Here is a 22,150-nt window from a genome sequence, read left to right as displayed (position 1 = left end):
TGATCCAGAATCCGACAAAATTTTCATTTTAATTGGCTCTGTCGCACATCAGTCATGTTCTTAATCCTCACACAGGACAGGTTCATGCTAATTTCGCCACACGAATCAATATTGGATATCACACTTATTTACAGAAGCGCAGCAAAATTGAACGGGATGCGAAAAACTTGACCGGATTGATTGCCCTTTGCCCCCCGACGATCCTTGCCTGCCTGATGCTGTTTTTCAGCATGAATGCAGGCGCGGCTTACGCACAGGATGCAGCCGCGACTGCCCCGGATTACGCGCTTTCCATGCATGGCGACGTGGCCCTGCCCCCCGATTTTACCCATCTTCCCTATGTCTATCCTGACGCGCCCAAGGGCGGCGCATTGAAGATGGGGGTCGTGGGCACATTCGACAGCCTTAATCCTTTCATTCTCAAAAGCATGCGCACGACAGCGCGCGGCCTGTTCGGCGACACCGACTTCGGCAATCTCGTCTATGAGACCCTGATGCTGCGCTCACGCGATGAACCTTTCACGCTTTACGGCCTGTTGGCTGAAAAGATCGCTATCGATCCTGATCGCCATTGGGTGGAATTCACGCTTGACGCCCGCGCAAAATGGTCTGACGGTGAGCCGGTGACAGTGGACGACGTTCTTTTTACCTATGACCTGCTCACCGAAAAGGGCCGCCCGCCCTATAATAATCGCATGAGCCGGATCAAGCGGATCGAAAAAACCGGCGAACGCTCGATGCGCTTCGTCTTCAATGACAAGTCCGACCGGGAATTTCCGCTGCTGATCGCAGCCTCCATGCCGATCTTGCCAAAACATGCCATCGACCGGGAAACCTTCAGCAATTCTACGCTCAAGGCCCCCTTGGGCAGTGGGCCTTATGTGGTTTCCGGCATTCAGCCGGGCCAGCGCATCACCTATGAGCGCAACGCGGATTATTGGGGCAAGGATCTGCCGGTGCGGCGCGGCTTCGATAATTTCGACACGCTCACCATCGAATATTTCCGCAATGAAACCTCGTTGTTCGAATCCTTCAAGAAGGGCCTGCTCGACGTCTTCCTCGAAGGCAACCCGACCCGCTGGCAAAAATCCTATGATTTTCCGGCGGTCGCGGATGGCAGGGTCATCAAGGAGAGTTTTGAGAAAGGCACACCTGCCAATATGTTCGGCTTCGTATTCAACACGCGGCGGCCCATATTCGAGGACCGGCGCGTGCGGCAGGCGCTGGGGCTTCTGTTCGATTTTGAATGGGCCAATCGCAATCTTTTTGCCAGCCAGTACCAGCGCACGCGAAGTTTCTGGGAAGGCTCCGAGCTTTCATCGGTAGGCAAACCTGCTGATGCGCGCGAACGTGAACTGCTTGCGCCTTTCCCCGAAGCGGTGCGCGAGGACGTGATGAACGGCACCTGGCACCCGCCCGTAACAGACGGCAGTGGCCATGACCGGACACCAGCCAAAAAGGCCCACGACCTTCTGGAAGAAGCGGGCTTTCGTATTGAAAACGGTCGGGCTCTGGGGCCTGATGGAAAGCCGCTTTCATTCGAAATCATGACGCGCTCGCCGGATGAAGAAAAGGTTGCCCTCGCCTATAAGCGCAATCTGGCGCGACTCGGCATTACTGCCGAAATCCGGTCGGCCGATGACGCACAATATCAGCAGCGGCTGCAAACCTTCGATTATGACATGATCCTCGGGGCCCTGAGCGGCTCGCTATCGCCGGGCAATGAACAATGGCGGCGCTGGGGTTCGGCATCGCGCGATGCACAGGGCAGCTTCAACTATGCAGGCGTTGCCGATCCGGCGGTGGACGCCATGATCGACGCCATGCTGGACGCGCGCAGTCGCGCCGATTTCGTCAGTGCCGTGCGCGCCCTCGACCGCGTGCTGATATCGGGCGATTATTATATTCCTCTCTACCACCTGCCCTATCAGTGGGTGGCGCGCTGGGACAGAATCGGCCACCCGAAGAGAACATCGCTTTACGGCTACCAACTGCCGACATGGTGGCGCAATGACGGGCAGGCATTTTGATCCAGCCATGATCCGCCCTACATCTACTCTTAATATGATTTACGTCGGCCCAAGCGGAGCGCTTTCATGACGAACAGAAAGATCACCATTGATGTCGTTTCGGATGTCGTGTGCCCGTGGTGCTTCCTCGGACGCAAGCGTCTTGAAAATGCGCTTGCGATAGTGCCGGAGGTGGACGCCGAAATTCGCTGGCGTCCGTATCAGCTAGACCCATCCTTACCGGCGCATGGCAAGGACCGGCAGGTCTATATGCGTGAGAAATTCGGCACCGGCTCCAAGATCGACGACATTCACAAACAACTGAACGAGCTTGGCGAAGAAAACGGTATCATCTTCGATTTTGAAGCCATCACCCGTGCGCCGAACACGCTGGACGCACACCGTGTCATTCACTGGGCGGCGCAGGCCGCTTCCGGCACTCAGGACAAACTGGTGGGCGCGCTGTTTTCGCTCTATTTCGAGCAGGGGCAGGATATCGGCGACCATGAAGTACTGGTCGATGCCGCCGCAAGTGTCGGCATGGACGGCGCAGTCGTCGCCCGCCTGTTGCAGAGCGAGGCAGACAAGGCGACAATTCGCGAAGAAATCGACACGGCCAACCGCATAGGCGTGCGCGGTGTGCCCTGCTTCATCATAGACCAGAAATATGCCGTCATGGGCGCGCAAACCGCCGATGTTCTCGCCGACGCCATCCGCCAGACGGCGGAAGGTTTCGAGCCGGGGATTGCGGAAGATCGCTAAGCTGCCGCGATCTTCGCAAGCTGTGTCATGACGACCGCTGAGCCGTTGAGGCGCTTTTCCGGTGTCGGCCAGTCGCGGATGAACACGATGCTCTGGTCCGGCCTGATCTTCGCCATGGAACCCTGCTCGCCGATCATCTTCACCAGCCCGACCGGGTTGGCGAAGGTCGCGTGACGGAACTGGATGACCACGCCCTTCGGCCCGGCATCGAGCTTCTCGACATTAGCTCTGCGGCACAGCGCCTTGATAAAGACGATCTTGAGCAGGTGCTGCACTTCGTCCGGCATCGGACCGAAACGGTCGATCAATTCCGCGCCAAAGGCGTCGATGTCCTGCGGTTCCTCCAGATCGGCGAGGCGACGATAAAGACCAAGGCGCAATTGTAGGTCGGGCACATAGGTTTCCGGGATCATGACCGCCGTACCGATCGCAATCTGCGGCGACCATTGGCTGTCTTCCACTTCGCCGGAGCCCTTGAGCGTTGCAACCGCCTCTTCCAGCATCTGCTGGTAAAGCTCGAAGCCCACTTCCTTGATATGGCCGGATTGTTCTTCACCAAGCAGGTTGCCCGCACCGCGAATATCCATATCGTGGCTTGCAAGCTGGAAGCCCGCGCCGAGCGTATCGAGCGATTGCAGCACTTTCAGGCGGCGCTCCGCTGTCTGCGTCAACATCTTGCCTGCTGGAAGTGTGAACAGCGCAAAAGCGCGCTGCTTGGAACGGCCTACACGTCCGCGCAACTGATAAAGCTGCGCCAGGCCGAACATATCGGCGCGATGCACGATCATCGTGTTGGCGGTTGGAATATCGAGACCCGATTCCACGATGGTCGTGGACAAAAGCACATCATACTGCCCGTCATAGAAGGCGTTCATGATGTCATCAAGCATGCCCGGTGCCATCTGGCCGTGGGCTACGGCCACTTTCAATTCCGGCACATGGGCTTGCAGGAACTCCTGAATTTCGGTCAGGTCCGCAATGCGCGGGACAACATAGAAGCTCTGGCCGCCGCGATAGCGCTCGCGCAGCAGCGTTTCGCGGATCACGAGTGGATCGAAAGGCGAAACGAATGTGCGCACCGCCATGCGATCCACCGGCGGCGTGGTGATGAGCGACAGTTCGCGCACGCCCGTCAGGGCAAGCTGCAAGGTGCGCGGGATCGGCGTGGCCGAAAGTGTGAGCACATGAACGTCGGATTTCAGATCCTTCAGCCGTTCCTTGTGCTTGACGCCGAAATGCTGCTCCTCATCGATGATGAGCAAGCCAAGATTCTTGAACTTAATCGAATTGCCAAGCAGTGCGTGGGTGCCGACGACGATATCGACCGTGCCTTCTTCCAGCCCTTTCTTGTTTGCAGCGAGCTCCTTGGCGCCAACGAGGCGCGAAGCATGCGCGACATTAATCGGCAGGCCGTGAAAACGGTTGGAAAAGGTCTTGAAATGCTGGCGGGAAAGCAGCGTGGTCGGCACGACCACCGCCACCTGAACGCCGTTCATGGCCGCGATGAAGGCCGCACGCAGCGCCACTTCGGTCTTACCGAAGCCGACATCGCCGCAAATCAGGCGATCCATCGGCTTGCCTTCGGCGAGATCGTCCGCGACAGCGTCGATAGCCGTCAGCTGGTCTTCCGTCTCATCATAAGGGAAGCGCGCGGAAAATTCGGCATAGAGACCGTCCGGCGGTGTCATCACCGGCGCGCCGCGCATCTGGCGTTCGGCGGCAATCTGGATCAGGTGTCCGGCAATTTCGAGCAGGCGCTTCTTGAGTTTGGCCTTGCGCGCCTGCCATGCGCCGCCGCCAAGCTTGTCCAGAACCGCGTCCGACCCTTCCGAACCGTAACGCGACAAAAGCTCGATATTCTCAACCGGCAGGAACAGGCGATCATCGCCCGCATAATGGATTTCAAGACAATCGTGCGGGGCGCCCGCAGCCGTAATGGTCTTGAGGCCGATGAAGCGCCCGATACCGTGATCGACATGGACGACGATATCGCCAGCGTTGAGTGCAGCGACCTCCGAGATGAAATCCTGATCACGCTTGCGCCGCTTGGAGCGGCGAATAAGCCGATCACCCAGAATATCCTGCTCGGCAACAACAACGAGATCGCCCGCATCGAAGCCATTTTCAACGGCCAGAACCGCTGCCGTGATCTTGTCACGCGACAGCGCCTTGACAGTGGAAAGCCGATCCACTGTCTCGATCTTCTCAAGGCCGTGCTCGTCCAGCACCTGAAGCAGACGGTCCAGCGAGCCTTCCGACCAGGCTGCAACCAGAACTTTTTTGCCAGCCGCGCGCAGTTCCGCAACATGCTTCACCACGGCTTCAAAAAGATTCACGTCGGTTGCGGCGCGCTCTTCGGCAAAACTGCGCCCCGCGTGGACATTGGCATTGACGACCTTACGGCCCGTCACTTCCGGCGTACTGAAAGGCGTCAGATCGATACGCACACCCATCGCCGAGGCGAGTTGTTCAACGTCCGCCGGCGAAAGATAAAGCGTCTCCGGCTTCACCGGCTTGTAGGGCACGGCTTCGCTGCCGGGCTCCTTGCCTTCGGCCTGGCGCAGGCGCGATTCGTAATGATCCACAACCATGGTGTGACGCTCGGTCAGCGCCTCGTGCACCAGATGGTCGAACACAACCGGCATCCCGCCCGCATGGTCGAATACCGTCTCCAGACGGTCATAGAAAAGCGGCAGCCAGTGCTCCATGCCCGCAAAACGACGGCCTTCGCTGATCGCCTGATAAAGCGCATCGTCGCGCTGCGGCGCACCGAACATGGCCACATAATTCTTGCGGAAACGGCTGATCATATCAGGCGAAAGGGTGATTTCGCTCATTGGCTGGAGCACGAATTCCTTGCGCGTTCCGGTGGTGCGCTGCGACGCCGGATCGAAAGCGCGGATCGTTTCCAGCGTGTCACCAAAGAAATCGAGCCGCAGCGGCTCTTCCGCGCCCGGCGCGTAAAGATCGAGAATGCCGCCACGCACCGCGAATTCGCCGATGTCGCGCACGGTCGAGACACGCTCGAATCCGTTGCGTTCAAGCCGCGAAGCCAGATCGTTCATATTGAGCTGGTTGCCCGGACGCGCGGAAATCACCTGTTCTTCTATCGCCGCCTGCGGCGGCAGCTTCTGCAAAATCGCATTGGCCGTGGTCAGGATGATTGACGGGTGCGGCGATTTCTTCAACGCTGCAAGTGCACTTAACGCGGCAAGCCTGCGTGCCGACGCATCCGCGCCCGGCGACACGCGGTCATAAGGCAGGCAATCCCAGGCTGGCAAATGCAGAACAGGCAGGTCGGGCGCAACGAAGCTCAGCACCTGTTCCAGATCGGCAATGCGCTGTCCGTCGCGCACGATATACATGATTGGCCCGCGCTCGCCGATCTCGTCCACCAGACGCGCAAGGCAGAATGCCTCGAAACCGTCGGCAACGCCGTCGATCACGATATGGCGACTCACACCGGCGGCTATGATGGGCTTAAGACCTAATTTGCTGAAAACGGGCATGAGGCTCTATCTTAGAATTCTATGCGGTCGCGGAAGGCGACAATATCGCGGAAAAGCGGCGTATCATATTCGGCCGGAATCGGGCTTTCACCCGTCACCCACTTCAGAAGATCGCGATCCAGCACCTCGAGAATATGCTCGAACTCGTCGAGCTGCGGATCGGTGAAGCCTGCAAGATACGCATCGGCATACTGGCCAAGGATCAGGTCCATCTCACGCATGCCGCGATGCCAGGCGCGAAACAGAAGCTTGCGACGCCTTACATCGAGATTTTCCGTCGCAAGTGTGCTGCCAGTCATTGTTTCGAGGCTCCAATTATAAAATCCGAAGCCGGTATATAGCATCTGTTGCCGATGTGGGAACCTGTTTCCTGAACGAGAACAAAAAGAGCACAGAAACTTTCGCCCCCGGACTTGCGTCGGACGGCGAAGCAGTTAAAGCTCCGCATCATGCGTCCGTCTATGCTCGATCCCTTTTTCGCCTCTGTTCGCTCGCTTTCCGGCATTGGCCCGAAAGTGGCCGCTTTGCTTGGAAAACTGCTTGGAACCGATGTTCCGGGCGCCGAGCCGAAAGTGGGCCAGCTTCTGTTTCTCCCCCCCCACAGCGTCATCGACAGGCGCAACCGCCCCGGCATCGCATTCGCGCAGGAAGGCGCCATCGTCACGCTGGAAGTGGTGGTCGATCAGCATCAGCCGGCGCCGCGTGAGCGCAAGAATGTGCCGCATCGGGTTCTTGCTCATGACGATACCGGCGAAATCGCCCTCACCTTCTTTCACGCACAGTTGCCATGGCTGCAAAAAATGCTGCCTGAAGGCGAGACCGTCATCGTGTCGGGCAAGGTGGAATGGTTCAACGGGCGCGCCTCCATGGTGCACCCGGATTATATCGCAGGGGTAGACGATGCGGCCGACCTGCCGCTGGTCGAGCCGGTCTATCCGCTGACAGCGGGCCTATCGCCCAAGACACTGGCGCGCGCCGTCAAGGAAGCGCTGTCGCGCGTGCCGCCCCTGCCGGAATGGATCAATGCGCCACTGCTGGCCCGCGAGCGTTTTCCCGACTTCCAGCAGGCGCTTAACACTATGCATCTGCCGGAAGATCCGACCGACATTGCACTGGAAGGCATTACACGGCGCAGGCTCGCCTATGACGAATTTCTGGCGGGGCAGTTGGCACTGGCGCTCGTGCGCGCCAAAACGCGCAGGCTGTCGGGGCGTCCGCTGGAAGGCAATGGCCGCACCGTGACCGAGATCATGCGTCACCTGCCCTATCGCCTCACCCAGGGACAGGATCAGGCGGTTCGCGAGATCATCACGGACCTCAAATCGCCAGAGCGCATGTTGCGGCTTTTGCAGGGCGATGTCGGTTCCGGCAAAACGGTCGTGGGCCTGCTTTCCATGGCGCATGCTGCCGAATCCGGCGGGCAATCGGCCCTGATGGCACCAACGGAAGTTCTGGCGCGCCAGCATTTTGCGACCATTGCACCGCTGGCTGAAAAGGCCGGCTTGAGAGCTGCCCTGCTGACAGGCCGCGAAAAGGGACGTGATCGCAACACCGTGCTGGAAGGGCTGAAAAGCGGCGAAATCGATATCGTCATCGGCACCCATGCGTTGTTTCAGGAAAAGGTCGAATATCACGACCTCGTTCTGGTCATCATCGACGAACAGCACCGCTTCGGCGTGCATCAGCGCCTGATGCTGACGGCCAAGGGCTCGGCCCCGGATATGCTGGTGATGACGGCGACGCCTATTCCGCGCACGCTGGTTCTGACCGCCTTCGGCGACATGGATGTGTCGAAGCTCACCGAAAAGCCCGCCGGACGCCAGCCGATCACCACGGCAATCGTGCCGATGGAGCGCATGGACGAATTGGTTGACCGCATCGCCAAGGCTGCGCGCGAAGGCCAGAAAATCTATTGGATCTGTCCGCTGGTCGAGGAATCGGAAGTCGTTGAACTAACCTCCGCCGAAGAGCGCTTTGAAAGCCTGAAGCCCGTGTTCGGCAGCAGGATCGGCCTTATCCATGGGCGCATGGCGGGCGCGGAAAAGGACGAAGCCATGCGCGCCTTCAAAGAAGGCGAAACGCGGCTTCTGGTGGCGACGACCGTGATTGAAGTTGGCGTTGACGTGCCGGATGCGACGATTATCGTCATCGAACATGCCGAGCGTTTCGGTCTGTCACAGTTGCACCAGCTTCGCGGTCGCGTGGGACGCGGCGACAAGCCTTCGACATGCCTGCTGCTCTACAAGGGACCGCTGGGCGAAATTGCGCAGGCGCGGCTCAAGGTGATGCGCGAAACGGAAGATGGTTTTCGCATTGCCGAGGAAGACCTGAAACTGCGCGGCGAAGGCGAACTGCTCGGGACCCGCCAGTCCGGCACGCCGGGTTTCCGGCTTGCCTCCATCGAAGCGCATGGCGATCTTCTGGAAATCGCGCGCAAGGATGCGCGCTATATTCTGGCCAGCGACCCCGATCTTGAGAGCGAGCGCGGGCAGGCGCTGCGCGTCCTGCTCTATCTCTTCGGACGCGATGAGGCGATCAGATTGCTGAGGGCCGGATAACAAAATGGCCGCGCGATCGCGGCCATTTCCATCGTTCGAAAGTGTTTATTCCACCGTCACAGACTTCGCCAGATTGCGCGGCTGGTCGACATCGGTGCCCATGATGACGGCGGTATGATACGCCAGCATCTGGATCGGCAGGGCATAGACCAGCGGGGTGATGAATTCCGGCACGTCCGGCAGGGCGATAGTCGTCATCGTATCGATGCTGGCCGCTTTTGCGCCCTTCTCATCGGTAATCAGGATGATGCGTCCGCCGCGCGCTGCCACTTCCTGCATGTTGGAAACGGTCTTCTCGTAAAGACGATCCGACGGCGCAATGACGATCACCGGCATGGCTTCATCGATCAGCGCAATCGGGCCGTGCTTCAGCTCGCCCGCCGCATAGCCTTCGGCGTGGATATAGGAAATTTCCTTGAGCTTGAGTGCACCTTCCATGGCCAGCGGGAACGAAGTGCCGCGGCCAAGATAAAGGACATGATTGACCTTGGCCAGATCATGGCAAACCGCTGATATCTGTTCTTCCAGCTTGAGCACTTGATTGATGAAACGCGGCGCTTCGGAAAGCTCGCGCACCAGTTCCTGCTCACGCTTGTCGTCAATTGCACCGCGTGCCTTGGCAGCAGCAATCGCCAGCGAAGCCATGGCTGAAAGCTGGCAGGTAAACGCCTTGGTGGAAGCGACGCCGATTTCCGGTCCGGCCAGCGTCGGGAAGATGGCATCGGATTCACGTGCAATGGTCGAACCGGTGACATTGACCACCGAGGCGATCTTTAGCCCCTGTGACTTGCAATAGCGCAGCGAAGCCAGTGTATCCGCGGTTTCACCGGACTGCGAGACGAACAGCGCCAGCGTATCCTTCGACAGCGGCATTTCGCGATAGCGAAATTCCGAGGCAATATCGCAATCGACCGGCAGATGCGCGATCTGCTCGAACCAGTATTTGGCAACCGAAGCGGCATAAAAGGCCGTTCCGCAGGAGGCAATCGTCAGACGGTCGATCTTGCTGAAATCAACGCCGATCGCTTCCTGTCGCACCGTGCCCTTGGTGAAATCGAGATAATTGGCGAGCGTGTGGGAAATGACTTCCGGCTGCTCGAACATTTCCTTTTCCATGAAATGGCGATGATTGCCTTTGGAAACCAGAAGATTGGCGGCCTGCGACTTCTGGACCGGGCGCTCGACCGGCGTGTTGTTTTCGTCATAAACGGTGACGCCCTTGCGCGTGAGTACGGCCCAGTCGCCATCTTCGAGATAGGCGATGGAATCGGTAAAGGGGGCCAGCGCAATCGCGTCGGAACCAAGATACATTTCGCCTTCGCCATAGCCGAGCGCAAGCGGCGGGCCCTGACGCGCGCCGATCAGAAGTTCTTCATCGCCATCGAACAGGAAGGCCAGCGCAAAAGCGCCGCGCAGTTGCGGCAGGCAATCGCGCACGGCCTCGATGGGCGATTTGCCTCTGTCCAGTTCGCGCGTCACCAGATGTGCGACGGCTTCCGTATCGGTTTCGGTCTCGAATGTGTAGCCATCGGCTTCCAGCATCGTACGCAGTTCGGCAAAGTTCTCGATAATGCCATTATGGACCACCGCAAGGCGTTTGGTGATGTGCGGATGGGCATTGCGCTCCACCGGCTTGCCATGAGTGGCCCAGCGTGTATGGCCGATGCCGATCACACCGGGAAGCGGCTCACCGGCCAACCGCTTTTCGAGGTTCACAAGCTTGCCTTCGGCGCGGCGGCGGTCGAGTTTGCCATTTTGCAGCGTGGCGATACCGGCGGAATCATAGCCGCGATATTCGAGCCTTTTCAGGGCATCCACCAGAAGCGGCGCGACTTCGTCTTTTCCGATGATGCCAATGATTCCACACATGGACTGCTCCGATACGTCTTTAAATTGCTGCCAGCGGTTTATAGGCTCTCAACGGAAACGGCAATCGAAACCCGTCGCCATCCGGTTTATTGGTTTATGAAGAAGTTTTGGCCGCTTTGATGGCAGCATATTTTTCGCGCAGGATTTTCGCGCGGCCTTCCTTGGTTTCCTGACGCGCACGGCCCAGCGCCAGCGCATCGGCAGGCACATTGGCGGTAATCACGCTGCCCGAAGCGACATAGGCATTGTCGCCAATCTCGACCGGGGCCACCAGCGAACTGTTGGAACCGATAAAAGCGTTCTCGCCAATGACGGTCTTGTGCTTGTTATAGCCGTCATAATTGCAGGTGATCGTACCTGCACCGATATTGCTCGACGCGCCGATGGTCGCGTCACCAATATAGGTCAGGTGATTGATCTTGGCGCCCTTGCCTACTTTGGCGTTCTTGACTTCGCAGAAATTGCCGACCTTGGATTTTTCCGCCAGATCGGCCCCCGGACGCAGCCGCGCAAAAGGGCCGATTTCGGCATTTGCACCGATGCGCGCGCCCTCAATATGCGAGAAAGCATGAATGACCGCCCCCGACGCCACATGCGCATCCGGCCCGAAAAATACATTCGGCTCGATGATGACATCGGCCTCAACCACCGTATCGTGGGAGAAGAACACCGTTTCCGGTGCGATCAGCGTTACGCCTGCCAGCATCATCTCGCGGCGCTTGCGGTTCTGCCAGATGGATTCTGCTTCGGCCAGTTCCGCGCGATTGTTGATGCCTATGACATTATCGACCGGCACCTCGATGGCCGTGACGTTGAGGCCCTTGTCATGGGCGATAGCCACGATGTCGGTCAGGTAATATTCGCCCTTCGCATTGCCGTTGCCCACAGCATTGAGCAGCGCCAGCGCCTGATCCCCGCGCACGGCCATCAGGCCGCCATTGCAAAAGCCGATCTTTTTCTGCGCCGCTGTCGCATCCTTTTCCTCAACGATGGCGACCAGTCTGCCGTCCTTTTCGATCAAACGGCCATAGCCGTGCGGGCTGGCAGGGCGGAAGCCGATCACCACGACATCGGCGCCGTGCGCCAGACGCTCACGCGCCGTCAGCAGGGATTGCGCTTCGATCAGCGGCGTGTCGCCGAACACGATCAAGAGATCATCATAACCGCGTGCGATTGCTTCACGAGCGGCCAGAACCGCATGGGCGGTGCCAAGGCGCTCTTTCTGTTCGAAGGAAGAAACCCCGCCCGCGATTTTCTCCACAGCGCCGCGCACTTCGTCCGCTCCACGACCGACCACCAGCGCAACGTCGCTCTTGCCGGTGCCCTGAACCGCCTTCACGACATGACAGACAAGCGGCAGGCCGGCCACGCGATGGAGCACTTTCGACATGCTCGATTTCATGCGTGTGCCTTCGCCAGCGGCAAGCACAATGGAAAGACAGGAACGATCAGTCATGGTTTTGTCCGAATTTTTGGAGTGCTGATCTGCACATAGCATCAAAGCGTATATGGAAACTTACAAACAATTAGCCGAGCCTGCCCAGAGCGGGGAACGTCTCAAGCAGCCAGAACGAGAAGGATTGCATACCGCCCGTGAGAAACAAGACACCGGCAATGACGAGAAGCACGCCCATTCCTTTTTCCACTTTGCCCAGATGAACCCGAAAGCGGGACAAGAAGCGCATGAATGCGCCCGAAAAAAGGGCGGCGATCAGAAACGGAATGCCAAGCCCCAGCGAATAGACGGCAAGAAGCGCTGCGCCTTCACCTACCGTGCTGCTGCCGCCAGCAAGGGTGAGGATCGGTCCCAGCACCGGGCCGATACAGGGTGTCCAGCCAAAGGCGAAAGCAAGGCCCATCACATAGGCCCCAAGCGGCGAAGCGGGCGCATTGCGCGCCTGAAAACGCGCTTCGCGTGAAAGAAATGAAAACCGCAAAAGCCCTAGAAAATTCAGCCCCATCACAATGATGACGAGGCCCGCGATAATGGCGATTTCCTGCTGCCACATGCGCAGAAACGCGCCAATCGACGAGGCCCCGGCCCCAAGCGCTACGAAAACCGTCGTAAAGCCGAGCACGAATGAAAACGCAGCAAAGGCCAGCGAACGCCGCTGCCTCGGCGCTGCGGCAATGGTCGCTTTGCTGTCGCCCCGGAAATCTTCAACGCTGACACCCGCCATATAACAAAGATAGGGCGGCACCAGCGGAAGCACGCAGGGCGAAAGGAAGGACAGCGCACCTGCACCGGCAGCCGTCAGATAGGAAACACTGAGCACCAAAACCTCTTTCAGCAAATCGCAATTGCGCACTTGTATAGCGCAACTTCGACTTTACTTTGATCAATTTCAATGCGGCATCTCGTTCATGGGCCAGCTATTCAGGACGAAACCACCTGCAATGTGCGTTTTCCCGCCGTAAGCGCGCTGACCGAAGCAACCAGCGCATGACGGTCGATTCGGAAATGGCGATAGAGATCGCCAATGGTTCCAGTCTGCCCGAAATGCTCGACGCCATGCGGGATCGTGCGATGCCCCGCCACCGCGCCCAGCCATGAAAGGGTTGCCGGATGCCCGTCGATTACGGTGACGATGGAGCAATTGTTCGGCAGCGGATCAAGCAGGGTTTCAATATGGCTTTTCGCAGAAGGATTGCCGCGTGCGCGCTCACGCTGCGCCGCTGTCCAGCCCGCATTGAGGCGGTCGGCGGATGTGACCGCCAGAACACCGATATCGCGCCGGAATTCTCCGATCATGCCAGCGGCTGCAATCGCTTCATCGGCCACCGCGCCCTGATAGGCAATCACCACAGAGCAATTGGGGCCTGGCTTGCGCAGCCAGTAAGCGCCGTCGATTGCGCCCTGCCGGAAATCGTCGTCTGCACGCTTGACCGGCTGTTCGAGCGGCTTGGTGCTCAGGCGCAAATAGACCGATCCGCCGGTTTCGTCGCGCAGCCATGTGCGCTCGTCGGGATCGTCCTCGCCATCGCGCTGCATATAATCGAATGCCCATTGCATGATGACCGCCAGCTCATCGGCAAAGGCAGGCTCGAATGCCGCCAGGCCGTCCTGGCTCATGCCGATCAGCGGCGTACCGATGGACTGGTGCGCGCCGCCCTCGGGCGCGAGCGTCACCCCGGACGGCGTTCCCACGATCATGAAGCGCGCGTCCTGATAACAGGCATAATTGAGCGCATCGAGGCCGCGGCTGACGAATGGATCATAGACAGTGCCAATCGGAATGAGCCGCTTGCCGAACAGCGAATGACTAAGACCAGCCGCGCCAAGCAGCAGGAAAAGATTCATCTCGGCAATGCCAAGCTCAATATGCTGTCCCTGCGGCGTAAATTCCCATTTCGCCGTCGAGGGAATGCGATGCTCGATGAAGGCATCCGCCATGGCCTCGCGGGAAAAAAGCTTGCGCCGATTGACCCATGGCCCCAGATTGGTGGTCCCGGTCACGTCGGGCGAAGTGGTCATGATACGGTCGGCCAGTTCGCTGCCACCCTTGGCAAGATCATCGAGAATCTTGCCGAAGGCCGTCTGGGTCGAGACTTCGCGGGCGCTATCCATGCCGATCTGCGGAACCGTGAGGTCTGCATCATGGTAGCGGCGTTTTCCGCGTGCGAAAAAGGGTACTCTATCGAGAAACGCCTTGAGGGCGGCTTCGTCGGGAACACCCGCGAAAGGCTCCCATTCCTCGCCCTGCGCAATGCCCATATGGGCCTGCCATTCGGCGAACTGCTTCGTGTTCATCAGCCCGCCATGATTGTCCTTGTGGCCCGCAATCGGCGTTCCCCAGCCCTTGATCGTATAGGCGAGGAAGCAAGTGGGCCGGTCGTGATCTATTGCGGCAAAGACATCCGCCATGGTGGAGACGCAATTGCCGCCGAGATTCTCCATCAAGGCCGAGAGTTCCGCATCGCTGCGCCGCTCGATAAGGCGGGATACATCGCCCTGATCGCCCAGATCGTCCATCAGGCGCTTGCGCCAGACAGCCCCGCCCATGAAGGTCAGCGCCGAATATTCCTGATTGGGGCACTGATCGATCCACTCGCGCAGCCGGTCGCCGCCCGGCTCCTCAAAAGCCGCGCGCTGTAACGCGCCATATTTCACGCGCACGACATCCCAGCCGAAAGCGTCGAAGATTTTCTCGACACGCGCGAACAGGCCCTCGCGCACAATGCCATCCAGCGACTGGCGATTATAATCAATAATCCACCAGCAATTGCGCAACCCGTTCTTCCAGCCTTCCTGCAAGGCTTCGTAGACATTGCCTTCGTCCAATTCCGCGTCGCCCACCAGCGCGACCATGCGGCCCTGTTCCAGTTCACCACCCCATTGCTTGCTGGTGATGAAATCCTGCACGATCGAAGCGAATGTGGTTATCGCGACGCCCAGCCCAACCGATCCGGTTGAGAAATCAACATCGTCAATATCCTTGGTGCGGCTCGGATAGCTCTGCACCCCGCCAAGCCCGCGAAAATTCTCCATTTTTTCACGCGTCTGACTGCCCATCATATATTGCATCGCATGAAAGACCGGCGAGGCATGCGGCTTCACCGCAACCCGGTCCTGTGGGCGCAATGCGGAAAAATAAAGCGCCGTCATGATCGAAACCATCGACGCGGAACTCGCCTGATGACCGCCGATCTTGATGGCGTCGGCCTTCGGGCGAATATGATTGGCGTGATGGATCATCCAGTGGGAAAGCCAAAGGAGCCGCTGTTCGATTGTCTTGAGATGAGGAGAACTGGTCATGAGCGTTTCTTTACGATCCGGCTGATTGCGAGCGTTTATGATCCCCATGCAGGGCAGCCGGACCTGTAGGTTCGATTCCCCTGCATGGCTTTCAGGGTAGTTTAGCCCTCGCGATAATAATAGCTATAACCATTGAGTGCCGGCGCACCGCCAAGATGGGTATAAAGTACCTTCGAGCCTTCCGGGAAAAAGCCCTTATTGGCGAGATCGATCAGGCCCTGCATCGATTTTCCTTCATAGACCGGATCGGTAATCATCGCTTCGGTGCGTGCCGCAAGCCGGATCGCTTCATTGGTTTCCTCGGAGGGAACCCCATAGGCCGGATAGGCATAGTCGGGGTTGATGTGAATCTCGTCTTCGCGGATCTTGCGGCCAAGCCCCACCAGTTCGGCGGTATTATCCACGATCTGGCGCACCTGCGCGCGCGTCTGCTCGAGAGTTCCGGAAGCGTCGATGCCGATAACCTGACCGGCGCGGTCATGTGCGGCGAAGCCGACGATCATTCCCGCCTGCGTTGAACCCGTCACGACGCATACGACGATATAGTCGAATTTGAAGCCAAGTTCTTCCTCCTGTTGCGCGACCTCTTCGGCAAAGCCGATATAGCCGAGCGCGCCGTATTTATGCACGGAAGCGCCCGCGGGAATCGCATAAGGTTTTCCGCCCGCATCCTTGACCGACTGGATCGCATCCTCCCAGCTTTTACGGATGCCGATATCGAAGCCGTCCTCGACCATACGGCTGTCCGCCCCCATCAGGCGCGTCATCATTATATTGCCGACGCGATCATAGACCGCATCAAAATGCGGCACCCATTTTTCCTGGATGACCACGCATTTCATGCCTATCTTGGCGGCGGTCGCAGCCACCATTCTCGTATGGTTGGACTGGACCCCGCCGATGGAAACCAGCGTATCCGCGCCTGAGGCAATGGCGTCCGGCACGATATATTCAAGCTTGCGCAGCTTGTTTCCACCCATGGCGAGGCCGGAATTGCAGTCGTCACGCTTGGCGTAAATGTCGATCTTGCCGCCAAGGGCTTCGCTCAGGCGCGGCAAATGCTCAATAGGCGTCGGGCCGTCGAAGGTCAGCTTGTAGCGTTCAAATTTTTCGAGAAGCGATTTGGTCTGCGGCATTGCCTGTCTCCATTGTTGATGCGCAAAAGATCGGGTTGATGCGCGAAAGATAAGCGAAAGCCGATGAAAGGTGCTCTCTATTTTTGGTTAGATATCTCGTTTAAAAATCGTAATATAAATAATACTCTAAAATTACTCTCATTTACTCCTATAAAAATGAAAGATTCTTTCATGCATGAACTGGACCGTATCGACCTGCGAATCCTTCGGGCGCTTCAGGCGGAGGGACGGCTGACCAATGCGGAACTCGCAACCCGCGTTCATATCAGTGCTGCGACGTGCCACCGCCGCACGCAGCGGCTGTTTGAGCAGGGCTATATTTCGGGCGTACGCGCGCAGATTGCACCGGGTGCGGTGGGGCTGGGCGCATTGGTGATGGTTGGCGTGGTGCTCGATCGCTCGACGCCGGAGAGCTTCAGCGATTTCGAGAATGCGGTCGTGCAGATGAAAGAAGTCCTCGACTGCAATCTGGTGGCCGGGGATTTCGACTACCTGCTCAAGGTGCGCGTCCGTGACATGGCGGATTTCAACGCATTGCACGGCCGACAGTTGATTTCACTGCCGGGCGTGCGCCAGATTCGCACTTTTTTTGTGATGAAAGAAGTCAAGGACAACCAGCCGCTGGCCTTTTAGACCCCTCACTTCCTGCCGATCTGCTCCAGATCATAAGGCGTGGACTGGTATAATTCATTGATCCAGTTGCCGAACAGCAGATGCGCATGGCCGCGCCAGCGATTTTCCGGCCTGCGACTTACATCGTCATTGGGAAAATAATTCACCGGCAGGGGCGTATCGGGCTGAAGCTGCACGTCGCGGAAATATTCATCCGCCAGCGATGTGGTGTCATATTCAACATGGTTGAACATATGCAGCGCGCGATGCTCTGGATCTTCAAGCAGGCAAAGGCCGCTTTGCGCACTATCGACCAGCATCCGCAAGCCCTTCCCCGCCGGGATGTCCTCTTCACGCACTTCCGTCCAACGGGAAACGGGAATGGCGAAATCGTCCGAAAAGCCGCGCAGATAAGGCGATGACGGCGCAAGATTACGCTGGCGAAAAACGCCAAACACTTTTTGCGGCAGTTCATATTTGCCCATTCCGTGAAAATGATGGACCGCCGCCTGTGCCGCCCAGCAAATATTCAATGTGCGGTGCACATGAGTTTGCGTCCAGTCGAAAATGCGCTGCATCTCGTCCCAATAGGTGACGTCCTCGAACGGCAATCGTTCCACTGGCGCGCCGGTGATGACAAAACCATCGAAGCGTTCTTCTTTCACGTCTTCCCATGGGCGATAAAAGGAAAGCATATGATCGGCAGGCGTGTGGCGGGCGACATGATTGGTTATGCGCACCAATGTCAGTTCAAGCTGAAGCGGCGTCGCGCCCAGAAGCCGCGCGATCTGCGTTTCGGTCGTCACCTTGTTGGGCATCAGATTGAGGAGGCCGATCCGAAGCGGCCTTATATCCTGACGAATGGCATCGGCCTCGCGCATGACCATGACACCCTCGGCTTCGAGAACACTGGTTGCGGGCAGATCGTCAGGAATTTTAATAGGCATGGTCGCGTCAGTCCTTCGTTATGTCAGAGCAGACGCATGTGGCTTGATCCGTATACTTGCCGGTTGGCCACATCCTTCCCAGGGGAAGTACCACCTTGCCCGGAGAGGCAGGTTGGCGTTGGGCGTCGGCCCCAACTCTTGATGTAACGCTATTACTACTCAAACTGACATGCGCTGACAATAGTGTTTACACGTCTGGCGAATTGACGTGATGGAATTTTATTCCCACGCGCATCATTGAGCATGTCGGGACGCACAAGGCCAGCCCGGCAAACAGAAAACCATGCCTTTTCAATTTGTTTGCTGATCTGGATATGCGATACGTCACCTGCGGAACGATCCGGCCCCGCATGCGTTTCTCCTTATTGGCTAGCCATGTTATACTGGCCAAGCAAGGGAGGGTGAAGAAATGAGCAATATCATATTCTGGATGGCGCTAGTCATCTTGCCGATTTTGGCGGGAAGTGCATTTGCCTATCTAAGGCATCTCCATCATAGAGATGACTTCTGATAGTCGTTCAAAGCGATTTCATAAAATTGAAAAGCACGACAGCTTGATTGTGCTCCTGATCCTTTGCGCCATAAAGAAGCGTCAGGGTTTTGCCTTTCGCCCTGTCGGTAATCTCGCGCAGGGCCGGGAGATTACCCTCGATTTCCTTGCGATATTTGCGCTGGAATTCGTCCCATCTGGCCGGGTCGTGACCGAACCATTTGCGCAGTTCGGCAGAAGGCGCAACATCCTTGGCCCATAGATCGATAGCCGCTTTTTCCTTGGTCATGCCACGCGGCCACACCCGATCTACAAGCACGCGAAAGCCGTCATCGGATGAAGGCTCCTCATAAATTCTCTTGAGATGAATTTTCATCATGGCCAGGTTGCGCCTTCCCCCTGTTTGGTAATGATATGGCGCACTCGTCGATCCCGGCAAGGCCGAAGCCTGCGTATATTGTGCAAGCTTCGGCCTTCTGTTTTCGGCGGACCCGCGGCCATCGGGCCCCCGTAAAGATCAGTGCTTTTTGACTGGTGTTTTCTTGACAATCTTCTTGGCTGACTGGCGCTTGGCAGACTTATGCTTGGTCGGGGCCATTTTCGTTATACGCTTTGCAGCTATGGAGCTTCCGGCCTGCGTATTGCTGGCGGCGGGCGCGGCCATGACGGGAACGGACAGGCCAAGCACGGCAACGACACCGAGAGCGGAAACAAGAGACTTTTTCATTTTCCAATTCCTGACTTTGACGCCTTTTGGGGCGGGGTGGGGCTTTCGGGCATAACTGACCCAGCCATGTCAGGCTTGACGCCAAGCAGATTGAGGGCTGTGGCGTAAGCCCTCAATCCTTGGGCCTGTCTATTGCTTGCGCAAAATCTAGAGCCCTTTTTCTGCAAGGCTCTTGCCTGACGTGCCTGCTTTGTTTCGACATGGCCCGAAAGCACGGTTTGCAGTTGGTGCTGGAGCCTGATGCACCGATCGCTGCGCGTCACCAGCGCTGTCGCCTGTGCTTCCCATGGAAACGAAGCCAGCAAACTTGCGATGCACAATGCCGCGAAGACCAGATTGACGACCGCTTTGGATGGTTTGACGGTGTTTGGCATAGGAAATCAAGGCTTTCCGCTCGGCACTTCACTTTCTCAGCAGGGTCGTTATCGCAGCCTTGGGTTGCTGGTTTTTTTCGCCAATGTTGCTTTTTGTTTCCCGATTGTAACAAAGGCAAAGCGGCAGTTGATAAAAATACCATCGGCTTTTTACTGCCGTAAACAAGCGCTAATCAGAAGCTTTTCAGCCAGGTGGAAACCGATCTTGAAAGAAGATGCCCACGTTCTGATTGTTGATGACGACAAGGACATACGCGACCTTCTGCATGAGTTTCTCAAACGGCGCGGCCTGCGCGTCTCCGTTGCCCGCAATGGCGACGAGATGCACGAATTGTTGGGCCGCACGGGCCGTGTCGACCTGATCATTCTCGATGTGATGCTGCCGGGAAAAAGCGGCATCGAAATCTGCCAGGAAGTGCGACGATATTCGCGCGTACCCATCATCATGCTCACCGCAATCGCGGATGCCGCCGACAAAATACTGGGGCTGGAGATCGGCGCCGACGATTATATCGCCAAGCCTTTCGAGCCGCGCGAATTGCTGGCCCGTATCCGCGCCGTGCTGCGCCGCTATGAGGCAAGCCGGGGCCCGTCGCAGCCCCTTACACCGATCTATCGCTTTGCGGGCTGGACATTTGACTGCGCCCGCAGGCGCCTGACTTCGCCCGAAAATGCGCGTGTCGATCTGACGACCGCGGAATTCAATCTGCTCGAAGCCTTCGTCAAAAGCTCGCAGCGTATTCTCAGCCGCGACCAGCTCATGGAAATGGCCGGCAATGAGGTCGTCTATGGCTATGATCGCAGCGTCGATATTCTCATCAGCCGCCTGCGCCGCAAGCTCGAAGACGATCCGCGCGCGCCAAAACTCATCCTCACCATACGCGGGGGCGGCTATCAGTTCGCCCAGGAAGTCGAGGTGGCATGAGAGTTCCTTTTCCGCGTTCACTGCCCGGCTGGCTGCTCGTCATCCTCGTCAGCGGCCTTCTGATCACGCAGATTGCAACCCTGTGGATCGTCTCGCAGGACCGCGCCGATGCCAATAATGCGCTCGAACTTTACCGCCTGACCGAACGCGCGACCTATCTGGTCAAGCTGCTTGACGCCACACCAAAAGATGAATGGGCCGATCTGGCCAGCCGTATGCCTGGTTCGGACGGCGAACTACATATTGCAGACAGGCCCTCCGTGGCCGCGCCGCTTGCACCTGAAGACGATATTGCGGAGCTTGAAGATGTACTTGTCGCGCGTCTGGCCCGCTACGGGGTGATCGATGCGCGCATCCGGCGGGAGGCGCGAGGCGCGGCGCGCCAGGCATCTGCGCCTGCGCGCGAAAATCGCGGGGATATGAGCGATATTGAACGGCAGATAAACAGCCTCGCCCGCAAGACCCGCTCCAATATCAGCCTGGTCGCATCGCTGCAATTCAACGACGGGCGCTGGCTCAATTTCGCCACCCGCGTCACGCCCGTCAATCCCATAATAACGCGCGCGACGATCCCGCTTTTCGGGCTTGTGGCGCTCAGCGTCATCCTCCTTGCCATCTGGGCGACACGGCTTCTCACTGCGCCTTACAGGGTTCTTGAACGCGCGGTCGAGCGCATCGGTCATGACCTCAAAACCCCGCCTCTGCCCGAAACGGGCATTCGGGAATATAAAATGGCGGCGCGCGCGGTAAATACCATGCAGGGCAGGTTGCTCGATTATGTCGCTGAGCGCGAGCAGCTTGCCGCCGCCCTCGCCCATGACCTGCGCACGCCGCTCACTCGCATCAGGCTGCGGCTGGAACTGCTGCAAGACGAGGCGCTCAGCCGAGCTTTGGCACAGGATCTCAACAATATCGAAGCGATCTCGCGCTCCGTGATCGATTTCGCGACGACGGAACTTGCAAATGAATCGAAGGAAAGGCTGAACCTGTGGTCGCTTCTCCTGTCGGTTGCGGATGATTATCCGCATGTTGCGGTCGATGAAAAATCATCCAGCGGCCGCAACGGGATTTGCCTCTGCCAGCCCGTATCGGTGCGGCGCTGCATCACGAACCTCATCGACAATGCCGTCGCCTATGGCGGCAAGGCGAAAGTATCGTTGCACCACAGCGATCACGAACTGATCGTGCGCATCAGGGACAACGGGCCGGGCATTGCGCCCGAACTGATCGAGGAGATGTTCAGGCCGTTCAATCGCGTCGATAAATCGCGCAATCGCGATTCGGGCGGCTTCGGCCTTGGCCTCACCATCGCCCGCACTGTCGCGCGCAACAATGGCGGCGAGATAAGGCTGAGGAACGATCCCGCAGGCGGGCTTGTCGCGGAACTTTCCCTTCCCGCAGCCGCATGAGGAGTTGTTTAAGCTATTCGTAAATGCATATCTGCCTTGCAGCATTCACCCTTGCAAGCGGGAGATA

The 22,150-nt window shown here is 58.0% G+C and carries 16 protein-coding genes and 1 riboswitch; of the genes, 6 read left to right on the top strand and 10 right to left on the bottom strand.

Annotated elements, in window-relative coordinates; all coding sequences use genetic code 11:
• The first annotated feature begins 215 nt into the window (after positions 1 to 215).
• Together KUG47_RS12840 and KUG47_RS12835 are read left to right on the top strand one after the other, a co-directional pair.
• Complete coding sequence (locus tag KUG47_RS12840) at positions 216 to 2,030, top strand: extracellular solute-binding protein (RefSeq protein WP_217678440.1); 1,815 nt, start codon at positions 216 to 218, stop codon at positions 2,028 to 2,030.
• Between the two features lie 66 nt (positions 2,031 to 2,096).
• Positions 2,097 to 2,771 carry a DsbA family oxidoreductase gene (locus tag KUG47_RS12835; protein ID WP_217678367.1) on the top strand — a complete coding sequence of 225 codons (675 nt, stop codon included), beginning with the start codon at positions 2,097 to 2,099 and terminating at the stop codon, positions 2,769 to 2,771.
• On the opposite strand, the gene mfd is transcribed toward KUG47_RS12835, so the two are convergent.
• Both mfd and KUG47_RS12825 read right to left on the bottom strand, forming a co-directional pair.
• Positions 2,768 to 6,280, bottom strand: coding sequence for a transcription-repair coupling factor (gene mfd, locus KUG47_RS12830; protein WP_217678366.1), 3,513 nt, complete (start codon positions 6,278 to 6,280; stop codon positions 2,768 to 2,770). The genes KUG47_RS12835 and mfd overlap by 4 nt on opposite strands.
• Before the next feature lie 11 nt (positions 6,281 to 6,291).
• The gene (locus KUG47_RS12825; RefSeq protein ID WP_185918446.1) at positions 6,292 to 6,579 is read right to left on the bottom strand and encodes an FAD assembly factor SdhE; all 288 of its coding nucleotides are present in this window, start codon (positions 6,577 to 6,579) and stop codon (positions 6,292 to 6,294) included.
• 150 nt (positions 6,580 to 6,729) lie between these two features.
• Between KUG47_RS12825 and recG the strand changes: the two genes are divergently transcribed.
• Positions 6,730 to 8,838: an ATP-dependent DNA helicase RecG gene (gene recG / locus KUG47_RS12820; protein ID WP_217678365.1), complete on the top strand. Its 2,109-nt coding sequence runs from the start codon at positions 6,730 to 6,732 to the stop codon at positions 8,836 to 8,838.
• A 45-nt stretch (positions 8,839 to 8,883) separates the two neighbouring features.
• Here recG and glmS read toward each other — a convergent pair whose 3' ends face one another.
• The 5 genes from glmS to KUG47_RS12795 form a co-directional block, all read right to left on the bottom strand.
• Positions 8,884 to 10,707, bottom strand: a complete 1,824-nt coding sequence (glmS, locus tag KUG47_RS12815; protein ID WP_217678364.1) for a glutamine--fructose-6-phosphate transaminase (isomerizing) — start codon at positions 10,705 to 10,707, stop codon at positions 8,884 to 8,886.
• A 94-nt stretch (positions 10,708 to 10,801) separates the two neighbouring features.
• On the bottom strand, positions 10,802 to 12,163 hold the full coding sequence (gene glmU, locus KUG47_RS12810) for a bifunctional UDP-N-acetylglucosamine diphosphorylase/glucosamine-1-phosphate N-acetyltransferase GlmU (protein ID WP_217678363.1): 1,362 nt from the start codon (positions 12,161 to 12,163) through the stop codon (positions 10,802 to 10,804).
• 70 nt (positions 12,164 to 12,233) lie between these two features.
• Complete coding sequence (locus tag KUG47_RS12805) at positions 12,234 to 12,983, bottom strand: cytochrome c biogenesis CcdA family protein (RefSeq protein ID WP_217678362.1); 750 nt, start codon at positions 12,981 to 12,983, stop codon at positions 12,234 to 12,236.
• Positions 12,984 to 13,084: 101 nt separating this feature from the next.
• Positions 13,085 to 15,463 (bottom strand): 1-deoxy-D-xylulose-5-phosphate synthase N-terminal domain-containing protein, encoded by a 2,379-nt coding sequence (locus KUG47_RS12800; protein WP_217678361.1) that lies wholly within the window; start codon positions 15,461 to 15,463, stop codon positions 13,085 to 13,087.
• Positions 15,464 to 15,564: 101 nt separating this feature from the next.
• A complete protein-coding gene (locus KUG47_RS12795; protein WP_217678360.1) occupies positions 15,565 to 16,599 on the bottom strand; it encodes a 1-aminocyclopropane-1-carboxylate deaminase in 1,035 nt (344 codons plus the stop codon).
• 171 nt (positions 16,600 to 16,770) lie between these two features.
• Here KUG47_RS12795 and KUG47_RS12790 point away from each other — a divergent pair, with 171 nt between their 5' ends.
• Positions 16,771 to 17,232 carry an Lrp/AsnC family transcriptional regulator gene (locus tag KUG47_RS12790; RefSeq protein WP_422718087.1) on the top strand — a complete coding sequence of 154 codons (462 nt, stop codon included), beginning with the start codon at positions 16,771 to 16,773 and terminating at the stop codon, positions 17,230 to 17,232.
• Positions 17,233 to 17,237: 5 nt separating this feature from the next.
• Here KUG47_RS12790 and KUG47_RS12785 read toward each other — a convergent pair whose 3' ends face one another.
• The 3 genes from KUG47_RS12785 to KUG47_RS12775 form a co-directional block, all read right to left on the bottom strand.
• Positions 17,238 to 18,158, bottom strand: a complete 921-nt coding sequence (locus KUG47_RS12785; RefSeq protein ID WP_217678358.1) for a homoserine O-succinyltransferase — start codon at positions 18,156 to 18,158, stop codon at positions 17,238 to 17,240.
• A 42-nt stretch (positions 18,159 to 18,200) separates the two neighbouring features.
• Positions 18,201 to 18,308, bottom strand: a riboswitch (SAM-I-IV-variant riboswitch).
• Positions 18,309 to 18,676: 368 nt separating this feature from the next.
• Positions 18,677 to 19,027 carry a DUF488 domain-containing protein gene (locus KUG47_RS12780; RefSeq protein ID WP_217678357.1) on the bottom strand — a complete coding sequence of 117 codons (351 nt, stop codon included), beginning with the start codon at positions 19,025 to 19,027 and terminating at the stop codon, positions 18,677 to 18,679.
• 138 nt (positions 19,028 to 19,165) lie between these two features.
• A complete protein-coding gene (locus KUG47_RS12775; RefSeq protein WP_217678356.1) occupies positions 19,166 to 19,375 on the bottom strand; it encodes a hypothetical protein in 210 nt (69 codons plus the stop codon).
• A gap of 579 nt (positions 19,376 to 19,954) precedes the next feature.
• Here KUG47_RS12775 and KUG47_RS12770 point away from each other — a divergent pair.
• Both KUG47_RS12770 and KUG47_RS12765 read left to right on the top strand, forming a co-directional pair.
• Positions 19,955 to 20,674, top strand: a complete 720-nt coding sequence (locus KUG47_RS12770) for a response regulator (RefSeq protein WP_217678355.1) — start codon at positions 19,955 to 19,957, stop codon at positions 20,672 to 20,674.
• Positions 20,671 to 22,083: an ATP-binding protein gene (locus KUG47_RS12765; protein WP_217678354.1), complete on the top strand. Its 1,413-nt coding sequence runs from the start codon at positions 20,671 to 20,673 to the stop codon at positions 22,081 to 22,083. Before KUG47_RS12770 ends, KUG47_RS12765 begins: the two co-directional genes overlap by 4 nt.
• The last annotated feature ends 67 nt before the right edge of the window (positions 22,084 to 22,150 follow it).

Source organism: Falsochrobactrum tianjinense (assembly GCF_019100495.1).
Taxonomy (GTDB): domain Bacteria; phylum Pseudomonadota; class Alphaproteobacteria; order Rhizobiales; family Rhizobiaceae; genus Brucella; species Brucella tianjinense.
This window is presented reverse-complemented; position numbering and strand designations above follow the sequence as displayed.

Excerpts from the sequence above, each read along its gene's own strand:
- KUG47_RS12840 (WP_217678440.1), top strand. The coding sequence starts at position 216 with ATGCTGTTTTTCAGCATGAATGCAGGCGCGGCTTACGCACAGGATGCA.
- KUG47_RS12835 (WP_217678367.1), top strand. The coding sequence starts at position 2,097 with ATGACGAACAGAAAGATCACCATTGATGTCGTTTCGGATGTCGTGTGC.
- mfd (WP_217678366.1), bottom strand. The coding sequence starts at position 6,280 with ATGCCCGTTTTCAGCAAATTAGGTCTTAAGCCCATCATAGCCGCCGGT.
- KUG47_RS12825 (WP_185918446.1), bottom strand. The coding sequence starts at position 6,579 with ATGACTGGCAGCACACTTGCGACGGAAAATCTCGATGTAAGGCGTCGC.
- recG (WP_217678365.1), top strand. The coding sequence starts at position 6,730 with ATGCGTCCGTCTATGCTCGATCCCTTTTTCGCCTCTGTTCGCTCGCTT.
- glmS (WP_217678364.1), bottom strand. The coding sequence starts at position 10,707 with ATGTGTGGAATCATTGGCATCATCGGAAAAGACGAAGTCGCGCCGCTT.
- glmU (WP_217678363.1), bottom strand. The coding sequence starts at position 12,163 with ATGACTGATCGTTCCTGTCTTTCCATTGTGCTTGCCGCTGGCGAAGGC.
- KUG47_RS12800 (WP_217678361.1), bottom strand. The coding sequence starts at position 15,463 with ATGACCAGTTCTCCTCATCTCAAGACAATCGAACAGCGGCTCCTTTGG.
- KUG47_RS12795 (WP_217678360.1), bottom strand. The coding sequence starts at position 16,599 with ATGCCGCAGACCAAATCGCTTCTCGAAAAATTTGAACGCTACAAGCTG.
- KUG47_RS12790 (WP_422718087.1), top strand. The coding sequence starts at position 16,771 with ATGCATGAACTGGACCGTATCGACCTGCGAATCCTTCGGGCGCTTCAG.
- KUG47_RS12785 (WP_217678358.1), bottom strand. The coding sequence starts at position 18,158 with ATGCCTATTAAAATTCCTGACGATCTGCCCGCAACCAGTGTTCTCGAA.
- KUG47_RS12780 (WP_217678357.1), bottom strand. The coding sequence starts at position 19,027 with ATGATGAAAATTCATCTCAAGAGAATTTATGAGGAGCCTTCATCCGAT.
- KUG47_RS12775 (WP_217678356.1), bottom strand. The coding sequence starts at position 19,375 with ATGAAAAAGTCTCTTGTTTCCGCTCTCGGTGTCGTTGCCGTGCTTGGC.
- KUG47_RS12765 (WP_217678354.1), top strand. The coding sequence starts at position 20,671 with ATGAGAGTTCCTTTTCCGCGTTCACTGCCCGGCTGGCTGCTCGTCATC.